The organism is Bacillus sp. bc15 (assembly GCF_900142585.1).
GTDB classification, from domain to species: domain Bacteria; phylum Bacillota; class Bacilli; order Bacillales; family Bacillaceae_G; genus Bacillus_A; species Bacillus_A cereus.
The window spans coordinates 1118431-1133804 of the sequence record NZ_FRBJ01000001.1 but is presented as its reverse complement, the minus strand read 5'-3'; the positions used below and the strand labels follow the sequence as shown (position 1 = coordinate 1133804).

The following is a 15374-nucleotide window of genomic DNA, read 5'->3' as shown; positions in this document are numbered from 1 at the left end:
ATGAAAGAATGAAAAAGAATAGTTTACAAAAGATGAAGAAAGTTATTTTAAGTGGTGGCGTATTACTTACGGGATTATTAACATTTGGATTTTCAGAAAAGGCTTCAGCTCATGGATATGTAGAATCACCAGCGAGCCGATCTTATTTATGTAAGCAAGGGGTAAATGTAAATTGTGGACCGATTCAATATGAACCACAAAGTGTAGAAGGGATAGGTGGATTTCCGCAACTAGGACCTTCTGATGGACAAATTGCAGGGGCTGGTCATTTTCCTGCGTTAGATGTTCAAACTGTAGATAGGTGGAAGAAAGTTACGTTAAATGGCGGAACGAATACATTCAAGTGGAAACTTACGGCTCCTCATAGTACAAAAGAGTGGAAATATTATATTACGAAAAAAGGTTGGAATCCAAATAAACCTTTAACGCGATCAGATTTAGATTTAGTGCCATTCTATGTGAAAAATGACGGTGGAGCTAGACCAGGGACAACAGTAACGCACGAAGCAAATGTACCAACTGACCGTAGTGGATACCATCTTATTTTAGCTGTTTGGGAAATTGCAGACACTGGAAATGCGTTTTATCAAGTTATAGATGTAAACCTTTTGAATAATGGCTTAGCTTCAAATTTCGCTTTTAACAACGTAGTGCAAACTCCTACACTATTTTAATTGAAACATATATTTCGATCATCTAATTCATTTTAGATGATTTTTTTTATGAAAATGATGAAAAATATAGAAGAAAGTGCAATTATTTATAAAAAAATATGCTTTAAATATTGTCATATTTGCTTCTTTAAGATATCCTTTTCATGAAGAGGTGGAAAACATGGAAAAAGTACTAGTTTTCGGGCATAAAAACCCAGATACAGATGCAATTTGTTCTGCAATTGCTTATGCAGAATTGAAAAAAGAATTAGGAATGAATGCTGAGCCTGTACGTTTAGGCGAAATCAGCGGTGAAACTCAATTTGCGTTAGACTATTTTAAAGTAGAAGGACCGCGTTTTGTTGAGACAGTAGCAAGCGAAGTGGACAACGTTATTTTAGTTGACCATAACGAGCGTCAACAAAGTGCTAACGATATCGAATCAGTTCGTGTGTTAGAAGTTATTGACCATCACCGTATTGCTAACTTTGAAACAAGCGATCCTATATACTATCGTTGTGAGCCAGTTGGATGTACAGCTACAATCTTAAACAAAATGTACAAAGAAAATGGCGTTACAATTCGTAAAGAAGTTGCAGGTTTAATGTTATCTGCAATTATTTCAGATTCTTTACTATTCAAATCTCCAACTTGCACAGAACAAGACGTAGCAGCTGCTCGTGAATTAGCGGAAATCGCTGGTGTAGATGCTGATAGCTACGGCTTAGAAATGTTAAAAGCTGGTGCTGACTTAAGCGGAAAAACAATGGAGCAATTAATCTCTCTTGACGCTAAAGAATTCCAAATGGGTAATGCGAAAGTTGAAATCGCACAAGTAAACGCTGTTGATACAAACGACGTTCTTGTACACCAAGCGGAACTTGAAAAAGTAATCTCTGCAGTAGTAGAAGAGAAAGGTTTAGACCTATTCTTATTCGTTGTAACTGATATCTTAACTAACGATTCTGTCGGTCTTGCGATCGGCAAAGCAGCAAACGTTGTTGAGAAAGCATACAACGTATCACTAGAAAACAACACAGCTACTTTAAAAGGTGTTGTATCTCGTAAAAAACAAATCGTACCAGTATTAACAGAAGCATTCCAAGCTTAATTTTATTGAGTACACATAAACAGCAAGGACAAGTAGTCAGATTGGCTACTTGTCCTTTTTTATCTCTAAAAAACAGAAAATTAAAAACGGGAGGATTGTGTATGTTGAATGATTTGGAGAGTAAATTACAGTCACTTTTAGAGCGAAATATTACGTCGGTTTCAGAATTAGAGAGCTGGCTTTCGGAGGAGCTGCGTTTAAACGCAGAAATAGAAGAAGAGTTAACGATCAATTTAATCGCTATGTATAGAGATACAAAAGATAGTAATATACGTGATATACATATGTATAACCAAAATGAAATTCAGCCACTTTTAAAAAGATACAATGCAAAATTTGACCAGAAATTTAGAGATTGTCCGTTTTCTGATTTATTAGATGAGCAGAAATATGGATTTATGAAAAAAGCAAGATTTGTGAAGAGTGAAATGTTTAATGAAAAGAACATAGCGCTTTCCGTTAAAGAGCAAGAACTTATTACGAAATATAGAGAAATAATGTCTAACCTATCTATTAATTGGGAAGGCGAGCAAAAGACGTATGCATACGTAAAAGCAAGGATAGATAACCCAAATAGAGCTATTCGTGAAAAAGCTTGGTACGCTTTATGCGAAGCAAGAAGTATAGTAAAAATAGAAATAGATTGTATTATGAAGGAACTCGTACAATTGCGGAATCAGATGGCTTTAAATGCAGGGTTTAATAATTATAGTGAGTATGCCTTTAAACAAAAAAATAGAGATTACAGTATTGAAGATTGTTATAAGTTTCATGAGTCGATAGAAAAGTGTGTTGTACCAATTTGGAAACAGTTAGGAAGTCTTTTTAAAAAGAATCTTGATGTAAAAACGTATCGTCCTTGGGATCTTGCTCCTTGTAATTTGCAAAAATCTTCATTTGAAAATTACATTGATTTATTGGATGGGGTTGAAGAAATGTTTCGGAAGACAGATTCATGTTTTCATGAGGAATTTACTCATATAAGGGAAGCGGGATTAATTGACGTACAAGAACGGAAAAATAAAGCATCAGGAGCTGCTTGCTTTACCTTACCTCATAGTAAAGACGTTTTTATTTATTCTAATTTTAGTCCGTCATTTTATGCAATTCATGCATTAATACATGAATTGGGGCATGCATTACATTTTCATAAACAATTTAACAATGAAAGTAGTATGCAGGAAAGATACCTTCGTGAAGAGGTGGCGGAACTTTATTCCCTTAGCCTGGAGTTATTATTAATGGATAAGCTTACTATTTTTTATACGCAAGAGGATGATTATAAAGAAGTACAGCGAGTTCAATTATATCGTACTTTATCGTTATTAATATCGTCAGTTTCAGGAGATGTATTCCAGCACTGGCTTTATACAAATCCAAATCATTCACCAGAAGAGCGAGATGAGAAATATATTGAACTATGTAAAAGGTATCAATATTCATCAGTTGATATTGCAGGAGTAGAGAATGAAATTGGTTCTAGTTGGTTCGAGTCATTTCACTTTGTTCAGTTTCCTTTTTATAAAATTGAATATGCAATTGCACAAATAGGAGCGATTCAATTGTTTCAAATTTATCGAGAGAATCCGGAACAAGCGATTACTTTCTTTAAAGAGGGAGCGAGTTCAGATTGGAATTTATCTATACAGGAAATATATATAAATACAGGTGTTGCGTTTGACTTTTCGGAAGAAAGGATACAAAGTACTGCAAGGGCTATTTTAGATTTGATTAACGAATTAAAATAAGGATAGCGTTAGCTATCCTTACAATTGTTTATTCGTAAGATTTTTTCTTGTTTATATAAAATGTGATTATCGCAGTAATGAAGAAAATAGGTATCGCATACACTTGCCCAACAAATAACTTCCAGCCGACATAATTGTAGCCTTCAGATGCTGGGATGATAACGGAAATAACGCAAACGATAAAATAGACTAATAGTGCAGGGATAATATTTTTCATTTTTACGAACCTCCTTTTTAATTTTTATTCGTACATCATAATATTGCGATTTGTTTTTATTATTTTGAAGAAAAAAAGAAAAATTTTTATGGTATTATAATATTTGCATTGAGAGTGATCCATAGCACTTATATGGTAAAATGTGTAATTAAAACTTTCAGAATTATTATATAGTATTTCGAGAGAAAAATGTACAAAATAATGGATTTTATTTATTGAAGTAAAGGGAGTAGAAATATATATGAAAAGGCTATGTATAATTCCATGTGGAAAAAAGAAAATTTGGGATAAGCATTCAAACTACGGACCGATGGAAGCAAAAGATGTATATATTAGTCCGTTCGGAAAAGCATGTCAGGCGTACGCATCCATGTTTTTCGAAAACTGGGTTATATTATCAGCGAAACATGGATTTTTAAGGCCAAATGATATTGTATTAAAAAACTATGATCTTGCATTTGATTCAAAAAGCGATGAGGTAATAAGTATAGAGAAATTACAAAAACAGATGGTAGATAAAAGTTTACTACAGTTTGACGAAATCGTCTTACTAGCAGGGAAGAAGCATAAAAAAGTAGTGACAAAGTTATATCCAGAAGAAATGATTACATATCCGCTAGAGGGGTGTAAAGGAATTGGGTATATGTTGCAGAGGTTAAAAGAGGCAGTGAAGGAGGAGGCGGAAATATAGGTATAGTTTCGGTCACCATGATCTTAAACTTTATTTAGGAAACTTAAAAGTAAAATAGAGTTTTTAAGCATCGCCAAAAAGGTGATGCTTTTTTGTTCGTGTTACCATTCAAGTTAATACAATTTAGAGAATAAAGAATCCGATTTGTGAAGTGACATCTCTTTTTTAATCGAAAACGAATTGCCTTCACTTTTAGAAAATGTATGACGTATTGGTGCAGTTAAGATTGTAAGTGGGAATAGCAATGAGACAAGTTTTGAATAGGATATTAAGAAAGGAGATGTTGATGAATAATGGCCAGATATAGTTTGCACGGAGGACACAATAGTATTGTTCAAGGTGCTAATTTTGGGAATCGGAGAGAACACGTTCTGGATAGGCAAGTTAAAGATGCTGTGGCGGCTAAGTTAAGAGCCTTGGGACACACGGTTTATGACGATACGGACGAGGTAGGGACAACTCAATCACAAAATTTAAATAATATTATTCGTAAAAGCAATTCCCATGCTGTGGATTTAGTTATTTCTTTTCATCTTAATGCGAGCAATGGAAATGGACAGGGTGTTGAGGTTCTGTATTATGATCAGAAAGACTTGGCGGCTAAAATCTCAGCTCAACTAGCAAAAGATATTGGATGGCGTGATCGAGGTGCGAAACAGCGTACAGATTTAGCGGTATTAAATGGGACGAAAGCACCTGCTATTCTTATAGAATTAGGATTTATTGACAATGAATCCGACATGGCAAAATGGAATGTTGATAAAATCGCTAATTCTATTGTATTTGCTCTTACAGGACAAACTGGAGGAGGTGCAGTGGATTTGCTCAAAGTAAAAACTGGCGGTGTAGCATTTAGTAATTTACAAGCTTTGGCTCAAGCGATGGTTGATGCGGGTATTGATGGACAAATTGTCGTTCAGAAAGATGGCATTGGTTATGCTATAACGAATGGTTACCCGGCTGGAAATATCGATAAATTTACAGCTTGGTTAGATTCACGTAAGTGGTACTATGAGTATGTGAGATAAGACTAATTATTATATAATCTTCTAACTCTACTTATGATATGGAGAAAATAGACTAATATACAAGCCTTTGTATACTTTCAAACATAGAATATGATGAATTCTATTTAGGAGGAAGTATATTCATGAGGAATACTTGTCATTGTGGGCATTCCCGAAATTGTAATAAATTTTGGGATGATTTAATGTTTGGGAGATGTAGATGTAAACGCAGAGATTTTCACGAATGTTGTTGCAAAGAGAAACCGAAATGTGAGTGTGAAAAATGTCATTGTAAAACAAAACCGAAATGCCATTGTAGGGATGAAGAGGAAGGGAATTAATAATAAAAAAGAGTACGATACGTACTCTTTTTTTGGGGGGGAATTATAATCCATCTTGAACAGATTTCTTTACAATTACCCATGTGTCTTTCTTTTTAACCGTTATAGCTACATTAGTTCCATTAGATTCCTTATAAAAGATATATCCATTGTTTGAGTTTACATATGTTACTGGTTCGCCTATGCAATCTCGCGAGCAGGATTTGTTGACCAATTCAATTAGGGATAGTTCGCTTGGATCGGTTTTGCTTGCTTCTATAACAGCATCAAGGCTTGTTTTTCGATAACCTTGCAAGTTTATATGAAAAAGCTGCTCTATTTCTCCTGTAATGCTAGTATTCATTACTTCTACTGAATTCTTTTTTTCTTGAAGAAAGCCGTTTTCATAAAGTAATTTTGTATAGCCAATCCATGCTATTAACACTAGCATGAAAAACATACCCGTCATTTTAAGTATTCGAAGTCGTTTGCTTATAATTGTTTCTGAGTATTTCATTCACTCTAATCCTCCAATGTTTTTAATTTAAAATATGCTTGGATACATACTTTTAGAAGAGGATGAAAGTTAATGAGTTTTTAATAAAAAAGAAAACATCCAGGGTTAGATGCTTTCTTTTTTTTGTATTTTTGGCTATCTGTTAGTTACTTGTTTCATAAGTGGTCTTATTTCTTTAACTGGTGGTTTCTTATCATAGGCATCAACGTAAGAAAAGTAGTAGTTTAAGTTTCTTAGAAGACCTTTTCCTATTTTTGCACTTAAGAAAGGAAAGACTTGTCCGGTATAATCATCGAGAGATTTACAGTAATATTTTTCATCTAAATATATACTGTATTTACATGTTAGTTCTACTAAAGGATTCCCTTCATCATCAAATACTTCTTTAGAATCAATAATATCTATTAGTGCAAATTTTTCATTTAAGTAAACTTTCTTTTTTTTCTCGTGTTTATTTGTAAGTATAAAAACGAGACCAATCGCGTTAATCAAACTATTTCCTCCTATAAAAAACGGATATTAATAAAATATATCGATATAAGCTAAATGTAAAGAGGAGAGGTGAAATATCATGGAGAGAAAACTAAATAAGCCGATTGGTGAGAGCTGATAATCAGTGGGGGATGAACAAACCCCTCACTGATTAAAGTTTCACTTTATTGAAAGACTTGCGGGAATTGTTTTACGATTGCGTTTGTTATCATGTCAGCCATTTCTAATGCTTCTTTTTCAATTTTATCGTAAAGTTTTACTCCTGCTTCATAATCTTTATTTAGGAAGGCAAGTGCTTCTGCTTTCGTTAGTGATAAATGTTCATAAAACATTTTTCTAAATTCTTCTTTATCTATATATGGGTTGATACTGTTAAGAAATTCAATAATTGCGTCACCATTAGCGTACCATTTTTTCTCTATAGCGGCCGCTGCATTTTGATTACCAGCTTTTGCGGCTTTAACAAGATCCGCTGCAATTACTAAGTGATCTTTAATTAATGCACTATATTTTTTCACTGCATCCTCACCGTAAAATGGTTCAAGTGATAGTCCCATATGTGTTGCGTTTTGTAGAAGTCGTCCAACAGTAACATTAACATCTGGTAAATTAAATACTATACTTATAATAGCCAATCTCGTCCAAGCGACGTGTTGTTCCCATAAAGAACGCATATACCCTTTTAAAAAATTCTCATTTTTACTAATTCGGTAGTTCCGTACGGATAAATCATAGTTTACATAAGGGTTATGGTAGGGGGAGTAATACGATTGCCAATAAGAATACATAAATAGTAACACTCCTTTGAACATGTATAACTCAAAGTATGATGAAGATTTATTTTTAGTTACGTGTCCTAGATTATTTTTAGGGAATTTGAAATGGAGAAATTCAATGAATGGTGTTGTGGTATATATGAATAAATTGAATATAAAGTAAAAGAGGGTCTGTAAGGGAAGTTGCAGACCCTCAAAAGGGTATTGCCGAGATGTCGGACTCGACTACGTAATGTTATCATAAAATTCTTTTGAAAAAACCTGGTAAATGTGTCCAAATGAAATTGGGACCTTCATACAGTCAAAGGGACCTGCTTCCCGCGGCAGGCCCCAATAACTAGATAATGTCGATGAGCAAAAAACTCATCTGGAGTACTTTTATAGTAACAAGTAAAATGTGTTTTGTGTATTGAGAAAGAAGAATTGCATAATTATATGTGAACAATTTAGATCCCAACAATTTATGATTATCATTAATTGTTGGGATCTAAATATGGTTATAAAATGGAGAAAAGACTTAGAAGTGAGATCGAGGTACACAGAAGTATGTAATCATGAAAAAGACCTGCTAATATAAGCAGGTCAACTTAAGGGGTTTATCCAACAGATTATTATATATGGTAACAACTGAATTGTAGTAAGTCTATACATTTAATATTGAGAAAAATTCTGTGAATGATATATTTTTTGCACATATATTAACGTCTAAAAAGTTGAGAAAGAAAATTAAAAAGCTTTTTATAAGAGAATAATGGCTGGTACTTATAGTATGATTCATATTTCCACGCATCATTATTAGAGAATTGGAGTTTTTGTGTTTTCGTTTTTGCCTTGATGGAACTAATATTACGATGTTTCATATAGTAACCTCCTGAATTTATATGTATACGATTAGTAGTATTCAAGAAAGAGAAATAAAATGAACATTTAAATTGAAACTCTTTCTTCTTGTGTACTGGATTTACGTTATAAATGTTGTAAAACATATAAAATAATGATGCTAATTCATATTAAATAAGTGAAGAAACATAGAATAATGAAAAAACAATAAGCATCTAATCATCCCTTTCAAGTCGCATAAGTGATTGATATAATAGAAGTAGATGAAAGATAAAGAAAAGCGGGTGACTCTTTTTTGTTTACTAAAGCACAAGAACTTTTAGCGTCCTACTTTGGTTATTCTTCGTTTCGAAGAGGACAAGATGAAACAATTAAAAATGTACTAGATGGGAAAGATACGGTTTGTATTATGCCAACGGGTGGTGGTAAGTCGATTTGTTATCAAATTCCGGCATTAGTATTTGAAGGAACGACGTTGGTTATATCGCCTCTAATATCACTTATGAAGGATCAAGTAGATACATTGGTACAGAATGGCATTTCAGCTACATATATTAATAGTTCTATATCTATTGCAGAAGCAAATCAGCGAATTCAATTAGCGAAACAAGGACATTACAAGTTACTTTATGTGGCGCCTGAGCGTCTTGATTCGATGGAGTTTGTTGATCAACTTATCGATATGAAAATCCCTATGATTGCGATTGATGAAGCACACTGTATTTCACAGTGGGGACATGATTTCCGTCCAAGTTATTTACATATACATCGCATATTAGATTATCTTCCAGAAAAGCCGCTCGTATTAGCATTAACAGCAACAGCAACACCGCAAGTACGTGATGATATTTGTAACACACTTGAAATTAATCAAGAAAATACAATTATGACAACGTTTGAGCGTGAGAACTTATCGTTTTCTGTCATTAAAGGGCAAGATCGAAATGCATATTTGGCGGATTATATTCGTCAAAATCAAAAGGAATCCGGGATTATATATGCAGCTACTAGAAAAGTAGTCGATCAGTTATATGAAGATTTGATGAAGGCAGGTGTTTCTGTATCAAAATATCATGCTGGTATGAGTGATAGTGATCGAAATGAGCAACAAGAACTCTTTTTACGAGATGAAGTAAGTGTAATGGTAGCAACATCTGCATTCGGGATGGGTATTGATAAATCGAATATTCGTTACGTAATTCATTATCAGCTTCCAAAAAATATGGAAAGTTACTATCAAGAAGCAGGACGTGCTGGTCGTGACGGATTAGATAGTACATGTATATTGTTATATTCTTCTCAAGATGTACAAGTACAGCGTTTTTTAATTGATCAATCAACTGGAGAATCACGTTTTTCAAATGAACTTGAAAAATTGCAAAATATGACCGATTACTGTCATACAGAACAATGTTTACAATCATTCATTTTGCAATACTTTGGAGAAGAACCGAAAGAAGATTGTGGACGCTGTGGTAATTGTACAGACAATCGCGAGAGCATCGATGTGACAAGGGAATCACAAATGGTTTTATCATGCATGATTAGAACGAACCAACGCTTTGGAAAGCAAATGATAGCGCAAGTATTAACGGGGTCGAAGAATAAGAAAGTTATTGAATTTAATTTTCATACTTTACCAACGTATGGGCTTTTATCGAACCGTAGTGTAAAAGAGGTCAGTGAGTTTATTGAGTTTTTAATTTCAGACGAGTTAATTGCAGTTGAACATGGCACTTATCCGACGTTAAAAGTAACTGAAAAAGGGAAAGAAGTATTACTTGGTAAAGAGAATGTTTTACGAAAAGAACGAGTAGAGACAAGACAAATTGTTCAAGACCATCCTTTATTTGAAGTGCTTCGTGAAGTACGTAAAGAAATTGCACAAGGAGAAGGTGTACCTCCGTTCGTTATTTTCTCTGACCAAACATTGAAAGATATGTGCGTGAAAATGCCGCAAAGTGATTCCGAATTGTTGACGGTAAAAGGTATCGGAGAACACAAACTTGTGAAATATGGCTCGCACTTCTTACAAGCAGTTCAGCATTTTATTGAAGAAAATCCAAATTATGCTGAAACGATTAAGACAGAAGTAGTTTCAGAGCGTAAAAAGTCAGGAAAAGCGTCCGCAAATTCTCATTTAGAAACGTATGAAATGTATAAACAAGGTATTGATTTGAATGAGATTGCAAAAGAACGCAACTTATCAAGACAAACAATCGAAAACCATTTAATTCGCTGCTACGAGGATGGAATGGAAGTAGAGTGGCAAAGTTTTGTTCCAGCAGAGTATGAATCTCTTATTGAAACTGCCGTTCAAAATGCAGAGGGTGGTCTGAAATCTATTAAAGAACAGCTTCCGAATGAAGTGAGTTACTTTATGATTCGTGCTTATTTACAAATAAGAAAGTAGAGACATATAAAGGGGATAAGAATTTATGTATCATGTTTTCGTTTATGGCACGTTAAGAAGAGGACAAACGAATGCTCATTATATGCAAGGTGCAACATGCATCGCAGACAGAGCTTGGACATATGGAAAATTATTTGATACGAATGAAGGATATCCGGCCATGACTTATTCGATTGAAGAACAGGTGTATGGAGAAGTTTATGTAGTAAATGATGAGATATTGTGTAAGTTAGATGAACTAGAAGAATATACAGGTAATGCGGAGACTGATTTATATGATCGAATCACGCAAACAGTATATGTTGCTGATAGAGAAATTGAGGCATATGTGTATATCGCTCAAGATAAAAAGATGTTAAAGAAAGTGATAGAATCTGGTGACTGGCTTATGTATCAAAAAATATAATAAGGTAGTTTTAAAAATTGGAAAGCAGATAATGACGAATTCATTATCTGCTTTTTATTGTGTGAATAATTGTCGTTCTCTTTTTATTCTTATAGTTCTTAGTACGATTCCAATTCCGAGAAATAAAACAGTAGCAGCGACCCCGCTAATAGGATTTAACCAAAAATCACTACTGTTTGTAAGGGTAATAATCCCTGTTATGGTAACTAAAACAGTAGGAACAGCATCCTCGATCGCATGCATGATAACGCATGGCCAGACGGATTTTGTAAGTCTATATATTTCAACATACATAATTGACCAACAAACCATAAGGATACAGCCAGATAAAAGCATATTTAATCTTGAGATAGATTCAAAATATTCATTTGGCAAAAAGACTATATAATATGCAGCATGCCAAAGTGCCCAAATTAAACCAGAAATAATATAAATGTACCAATCATTTAGATTTAGTTCAATCAACTTTGGAGTTAAATAACCACGCCAAGAAAACTCTTCAAAAATATTTTTAATAAAGTTACCAATAGTAGACATGACTATGAGTGACAATAACGTGGATATATCAAAACTAGCAATATGAGCTACTCCAAAAATGAGCGATATGCTTATCGTTATTACTGTAACGAATGGATAAATAAGTAGTGCAGTGAAATACCATATAAAGTTTCTTTTCAAATTTGGCTTGATGCCAAAATCATTCCAATCTCGGCTAATAACTCTAAGTAAAATGCTTACGAGGAAAGGTAATATTAGCCATAACCCCATACCTAAAGTATTTCCTTCAGGTTGATTTGTTAGAAGAGAATCTAGAAATACCCCAATCCATCCACTGGCCAAAACAGTTAATACAAAAATAAGTAAATATAACTTTAGTGATTTCTTTTTCGCGACATTCATTTGAAGAGCCTCCTTTACTTTTGTTTATCCTACTATTTATGGGCAGTAAAACGCCCATCGATTAAAGTCTTTAATTTTTACAATGTTTTTTAATAAATAAATTAAATAGGAGACAAATAGAAAGTAGTATCTTTTGCATGCATCACTATACTATATGTGTATTTGTGTGATTTAGATGTTGCATATTCTTTTTAAATTAGAAAGATGAAAAGTAAGTTTTTTCGAAAAATTAAAATGGAAACTATTGACTTTATGATTGGATTTTTAATACAATAATACTTCGACTGAAAAATTAGAACGGACAGGAGGGAATCGTCGAAATGAGCAACATATTTGAAGATGAGTTACAAAAAATGAAGGATACTTTACATACGATGGATGAGCAATTGGATAAGCTTGAAAAAATCCCAGTTTATTATGGAGAAGATTTTAAAGAGCAAATTCTTGAAAGTATGAGAGAGTCTAATAGACAAAATTTACGTATTGGTGTGCAAGAGCCGTACTTTGGAAGGTTAGATTTTCAGGAAGATGGTAAAGAAGCAGTTATGCCGATTTATATTGGAAAAGTAGGGGTTTCGGATATGGACACGATGAAACCAATCATTATTGATTGGAGAGCACCTGTCGCAAGTATGTTTTATTCATTTACCGGTGGAGAAGAATTAGCATTTTATCAATCACCAGATGGGTTAGTAGAAGGTGATGTGTATTTAAAACGAAACATTTCTATTCGAAAAAGAGAACTTGAACGTGTTGTTGATACATATGTAAAAGGAAATGAAGATGTATCGCATGCCGATGATTTTCTTCTATATCGATTAGGTGAGAATAAAGATAATAAGCTAAAGGATATTGTTTCAACGATTCAATCGGAACAAAATGATATTATTCGAGCGGAAAGAAATTTACCATTACTTATTCAAGGGGTTGCAGGGAGCGGAAAGACAACAATCGCTTTACATCGCCTTGCTTTTTTGATTTATGAATATCGTGAGCAGCTAGAAGCTGAGAGAATGATCGTATTTGCGCCGAATAGTCTGTTTTTAGACTATATTTCGAGTGTACTTCCTGAATTAGGTGTAGGGAATATTAGTCAAACAACGTTTTCGGATTGGGCATTACGTACGTTAGATGATTCAGTTATACTAAAGCAGACAGAAGAAAAATTGAAAGAAGCATTTTCAATTAATCGTGATGAAAAGAAGGTAATGCTAGGTAAATTAAAGGGTACGTTGGAATTTAAGACGTATATTGAAGAGAGAATGATCCAATTTGAAAATGAGTTAGTTCCGACAAAAGATTTTGAGGCGTGGGATAGAGCGATTATTCCAGTAGAAGATATTAAAAAATGGATGCAAGTTGAATATAAACATTATCCTTTAAAGAAAAGAAGAGAACGATTAGTAGGACGAATGAAGCGCTGGATTGAAATTGAACTTAAAAAATTCGGGGAAACAAACGAGAAAAAATTACTAAAAAAAGAAGCGACTAAGAGACTGAACGCATATATGAAGTTTTGGCCGAAAATGAGTGCTCTATCACTGTATAGTTCAATAGTAAAAAGTAAAGAAATACTTGAGGTATTACCTGAAGAACTTGTTCAAGAAACAGAAAAGAGTTGTCGTAAAAAAGAAATGTATGTAGAAGATTTACCAGCTTTAATATACATACATCATCGTATAACAGGGATTGAAATAGGGCAGAAGTTTCATCACGTTGTTATTGATGAAGCGCAAGATTTTTCGCCTTTCCAAGTTTATGTATTAAAAGAAATTACATTAGGTAATTCTTTCACTATATTAGGTGATTTATCGCAAGCGATTTATGATTATCAAGGAATTGAAGATTGGAATGCTTTTAAGGAAGTATTCCAAGAAACCGGTTATTATGAATTAACAAGAAGTTATCGTTCTACAAAAGAAATTATTGAATTTGCAAATGAAATAATTAAAAATGCAGAAATCCCAGTAGGACTCGCAACACCAGTCTTCCGCAGTGGAGAAGATGTGAAAGTAATTCATACAGAAAATCAATTTACTGAAATTGTGAAGACGGTAAAACATTTGCAAAATGAAGATGTGAAAACAATTGCGGTAATCGGAAGAACAGAAGATGAATGCCGTGATATATATGTGAAATTAACAAATGCAGGATTAACGGTAAACGTAATTGAAGCAAACCAAAGTAAATATGAAGGTGGTATATCAGTAGTACCTGTCTATTTAGCGAAAGGTTTAGAATTTGATGCGGTGCTTTTAATTGATGTGGATGAGGAACATTACAAAAATACAAAACATGATGCAAAGTTACTATATGTTGGATGTACGAGATCACTTCATGACTTATGGATTTTCCATAGTGGGGAAGCGTCACCTTTAATTAAAGGATTAAAATAAAGTAAAACTATAATCAGTGGGGAGTTTTACTGCAAGCTAATGTGGGATAAATATAAAAAGAGGATTTTCTAGTACAGTATGAAGATCCTCTTTTTTATATTAAAATGGTAGACGAATTAATGACTTGAGCTGTTGTTTAAATGATATACGATGCTTTTTTCTAATTCCTTAGTTTGTTCTTTTTCCCATGTACGAACAGCATCTACTGGAGTTTGTGTATGTTTTAACCAATCTAGAATAAGGTGTAGTTGTTCTTGTATTTGACCAATGTTTTGCTCCTTTATGTTCTTATTCTGAATTCTATTAGTTAATTGAAGCATATAGGGAAGTTTTTCTATACATTCGCTTAAATCTCCGCAATAACCTGAAGGGAATTCATGTGTACCAAATTCTAAAGTATTGATGTAATTAGAAACTAGGTATATCATGGCTTTTTGTTCGGTATCACCACCTAATTCAATCGCTTTTCGAAGGGATTTTTCTAAATCGTCTTCTTTATTGCTAGAGTCCATATAAATTCCTATCCATCTAAAAGGTCTTGAATCAATCGGGTTGTTTTCTGTCCATCTATATAGAATGTCAATTAGAAAACTATTTAGTGAGAAAGTTAAGCCCTCATCTTTTTCGTTTAATGCATCTAAAATAGTAAACAGCGAAATGGCAAACTCTTCTTGATCTTTTGATTCCCATGTTTTTGCATTGGAAATAAATGTCTCTAAATGTTTATAAGCTAATTTTCGAAGTCCCGCTTCGCGATGCTGACAGTAACAAATAAAATCATGCCAATGCTCATTTGTATTCATATGTATAATAATAGTTTGTAATGTAGTGAGAGGTTTATCCATTATAAGTCCCCAATCTATTAAGAACGTGTTGAAAATTTAGTG

The 15374-nt window shown here is 33.5% G+C and carries 16 protein-coding genes; 9 read left to right on the top strand and 7 right to left on the bottom strand.

The window, feature by feature from the left end; translation table 11 throughout:
• The first annotated feature begins 8 nt into the window (after positions 1 to 8).
• The 3 genes from BUA87_RS05675 to BUA87_RS05665 all read left to right on the top strand — a co-directional run bounded on the left by BUA87_RS05675 (position 9) and on the right by BUA87_RS05665 (position 3512).
• Positions 9 to 674, top strand: coding sequence for a lytic polysaccharide monooxygenase (locus BUA87_RS05675; protein ID WP_000742277.1), 666 nt, complete (start codon positions 9 to 11; stop codon positions 672 to 674).
• 160 nt (positions 675 to 834) lie between these two features.
• Positions 835 to 1764 (top strand): manganese-dependent inorganic pyrophosphatase, encoded by a 930-nt coding sequence (ppaC, locus tag BUA87_RS05670; protein WP_000416871.1) that lies wholly within the window; start codon positions 835 to 837, stop codon positions 1762 to 1764.
• A 101-nt stretch (positions 1765 to 1865) separates the two neighbouring features.
• Positions 1866 to 3512: a M3 family oligoendopeptidase gene (locus BUA87_RS05665; protein WP_072938733.1), complete on the top strand. Its 1647-nt coding sequence runs from the start codon at positions 1866 to 1868 to the stop codon at positions 3510 to 3512.
• 28 nt (positions 3513 to 3540) lie between these two features.
• Here the strand turns inward: BUA87_RS05665 and BUA87_RS05660 are convergent, their stop codons facing one another.
• Positions 3541 to 3729 carry a DUF4017 family protein gene (locus BUA87_RS05660; RefSeq protein ID WP_000789485.1) on the bottom strand — a complete coding sequence of 63 codons (189 nt, stop codon included), beginning with the start codon at positions 3727 to 3729 and terminating at the stop codon, positions 3541 to 3543.
• Positions 3730 to 3970: 241 nt separating this feature from the next.
• On the opposite strand from BUA87_RS05660, the gene BUA87_RS05655 reads away from it, so the two are divergent.
• From BUA87_RS05655 to BUA87_RS05645, 3 genes are all read left to right on the top strand, one after another.
• Entirely contained in the window at positions 3971 to 4420 is a 450-nt protein-coding gene (locus BUA87_RS05655) for a DUF6884 domain-containing protein (protein WP_000824876.1), read from the top strand.
• Between the two features lie 293 nt (positions 4421 to 4713).
• A complete protein-coding gene (locus BUA87_RS05650; protein WP_000135300.1) occupies positions 4714 to 5448 on the top strand; it encodes an N-acetylmuramoyl-L-alanine amidase in 735 nt (244 codons plus the stop codon).
• A gap of 186 nt (positions 5449 to 5634) precedes the next feature.
• Complete coding sequence (locus BUA87_RS05645; protein ID WP_000502997.1) at positions 5635 to 5817, top strand: hypothetical protein; 183 nt, start codon at positions 5635 to 5637, stop codon at positions 5815 to 5817.
• Here BUA87_RS05645 and BUA87_RS05640 read toward each other — a convergent pair.
• The 4 genes from BUA87_RS05640 to BUA87_RS31225 all read right to left on the bottom strand — a co-directional run bounded on the left by BUA87_RS05640 (position 5812) and on the right by BUA87_RS31225 (position 8392).
• On the bottom strand, positions 5812 to 6264 hold the full coding sequence (locus BUA87_RS05640) for a hypothetical protein (RefSeq protein ID WP_000877573.1): 453 nt from the start codon (positions 6262 to 6264) through the stop codon (positions 5812 to 5814). The genes BUA87_RS05645 and BUA87_RS05640 overlap by 6 nt on opposite strands.
• Before the next feature lie 135 nt (positions 6265 to 6399).
• Positions 6400 to 6756 (bottom strand): hypothetical protein, encoded by a 357-nt coding sequence (locus BUA87_RS05635; RefSeq protein WP_000606231.1) that lies wholly within the window; start codon positions 6754 to 6756, stop codon positions 6400 to 6402.
• Between the two features lie 164 nt (positions 6757 to 6920).
• A complete protein-coding gene (locus tag BUA87_RS05630) occupies positions 6921 to 7544 on the bottom strand; it encodes an acetylglutamate kinase (RefSeq protein ID WP_072938730.1) in 624 nt (207 codons plus the stop codon).
• 686 nt (positions 7545 to 8230) lie between these two features.
• Positions 8231 to 8392, bottom strand: coding sequence for a hypothetical protein (locus BUA87_RS31225; protein ID WP_176524320.1), 162 nt, complete (start codon positions 8390 to 8392; stop codon positions 8231 to 8233).
• Positions 8393 to 8667: 275 nt separating this feature from the next.
• On the opposite strand from BUA87_RS31225, the gene recQ reads away from it, so the two are divergent.
• Both recQ and BUA87_RS05620 read left to right on the top strand, forming a co-directional pair.
• A complete protein-coding gene (gene recQ, locus BUA87_RS05625; protein ID WP_000494271.1) occupies positions 8668 to 10785 on the top strand; it encodes a DNA helicase RecQ in 2118 nt (705 codons plus the stop codon).
• A 25-nt stretch (positions 10786 to 10810) separates the two neighbouring features.
• Complete coding sequence (locus tag BUA87_RS05620; protein WP_000274914.1) at positions 10811 to 11191, top strand: gamma-glutamylcyclotransferase family protein; 381 nt, start codon at positions 10811 to 10813, stop codon at positions 11189 to 11191.
• A gap of 54 nt (positions 11192 to 11245) precedes the next feature.
• On the opposite strand, the gene BUA87_RS05615 is transcribed toward BUA87_RS05620, so the two are convergent.
• Complete coding sequence (locus BUA87_RS05615) at positions 11246 to 12091, bottom strand: CPBP family glutamic-type intramembrane protease (protein ID WP_016512686.1); 846 nt, start codon at positions 12089 to 12091, stop codon at positions 11246 to 11248.
• A gap of 320 nt (positions 12092 to 12411) precedes the next feature.
• Here BUA87_RS05615 and BUA87_RS05610 point away from each other — a divergent pair, with 320 nt between their 5' ends.
• Complete coding sequence (locus tag BUA87_RS05610) at positions 12412 to 14487, top strand: HelD family protein (RefSeq protein ID WP_000065167.1); 2076 nt, start codon at positions 12412 to 12414, stop codon at positions 14485 to 14487.
• Positions 14488 to 14603: 116 nt separating this feature from the next.
• Here BUA87_RS05610 and BUA87_RS05605 read toward each other — a convergent pair whose 3' ends face one another.
• A complete protein-coding gene (locus BUA87_RS05605; RefSeq protein WP_000360509.1) occupies positions 14604 to 15332 on the bottom strand; it encodes a hypothetical protein in 729 nt (242 codons plus the stop codon).
• Positions 15333 to 15374 lie beyond the last annotated feature (42 nt).

Coding starts and splice junctions, on each gene's coding strand:
- BUA87_RS05630 (WP_072938730.1), bottom strand. CDS start 7,544: ATGTATTCTTATTGGCAATCGTATTACTCCCCCTACCATAACCCTTAT.
- BUA87_RS05620 (WP_000274914.1), top strand. CDS start 10,811: ATGTATCATGTTTTCGTTTATGGCACGTTAAGAAGAGGACAAACGAAT.
- BUA87_RS05615 (WP_016512686.1), bottom strand. CDS start 12,091: ATGAATGTCGCGAAAAAGAAATCACTAAAGTTATATTTACTTATTTTT.
- ppaC (WP_000416871.1), top strand. CDS start 835: ATGGAAAAAGTACTAGTTTTCGGGCATAAAAACCCAGATACAGATGCA.
- BUA87_RS05650 (WP_000135300.1), top strand. CDS start 4,714: ATGGCCAGATATAGTTTGCACGGAGGACACAATAGTATTGTTCAAGGT.
- BUA87_RS05665 (WP_072938733.1), top strand. CDS start 1,866: ATGTTGAATGATTTGGAGAGTAAATTACAGTCACTTTTAGAGCGAAAT.
- BUA87_RS05660 (WP_000789485.1), bottom strand. CDS start 3,729: ATGAAAAATATTATCCCTGCACTATTAGTCTATTTTATCGTTTGCGTT.
- BUA87_RS05605 (WP_000360509.1), bottom strand. CDS start 15,332: ATGGATAAACCTCTCACTACATTACAAACTATTATTATACATATGAAT.
- BUA87_RS05655 (WP_000824876.1), top strand. CDS start 3,971: ATGAAAAGGCTATGTATAATTCCATGTGGAAAAAAGAAAATTTGGGAT.
- BUA87_RS05640 (WP_000877573.1), bottom strand. CDS start 6,264: ATGAAATACTCAGAAACAATTATAAGCAAACGACTTCGAATACTTAAA.
- BUA87_RS05675 (WP_000742277.1), top strand. CDS start 9: ATGAAAAAGAATAGTTTACAAAAGATGAAGAAAGTTATTTTAAGTGGT.
- BUA87_RS05610 (WP_000065167.1), top strand. CDS start 12,412: ATGAGCAACATATTTGAAGATGAGTTACAAAAAATGAAGGATACTTTA.
- BUA87_RS31225 (WP_176524320.1), bottom strand. CDS start 8,392: ATGAAACATCGTAATATTAGTTCCATCAAGGCAAAAACGAAAACACAA.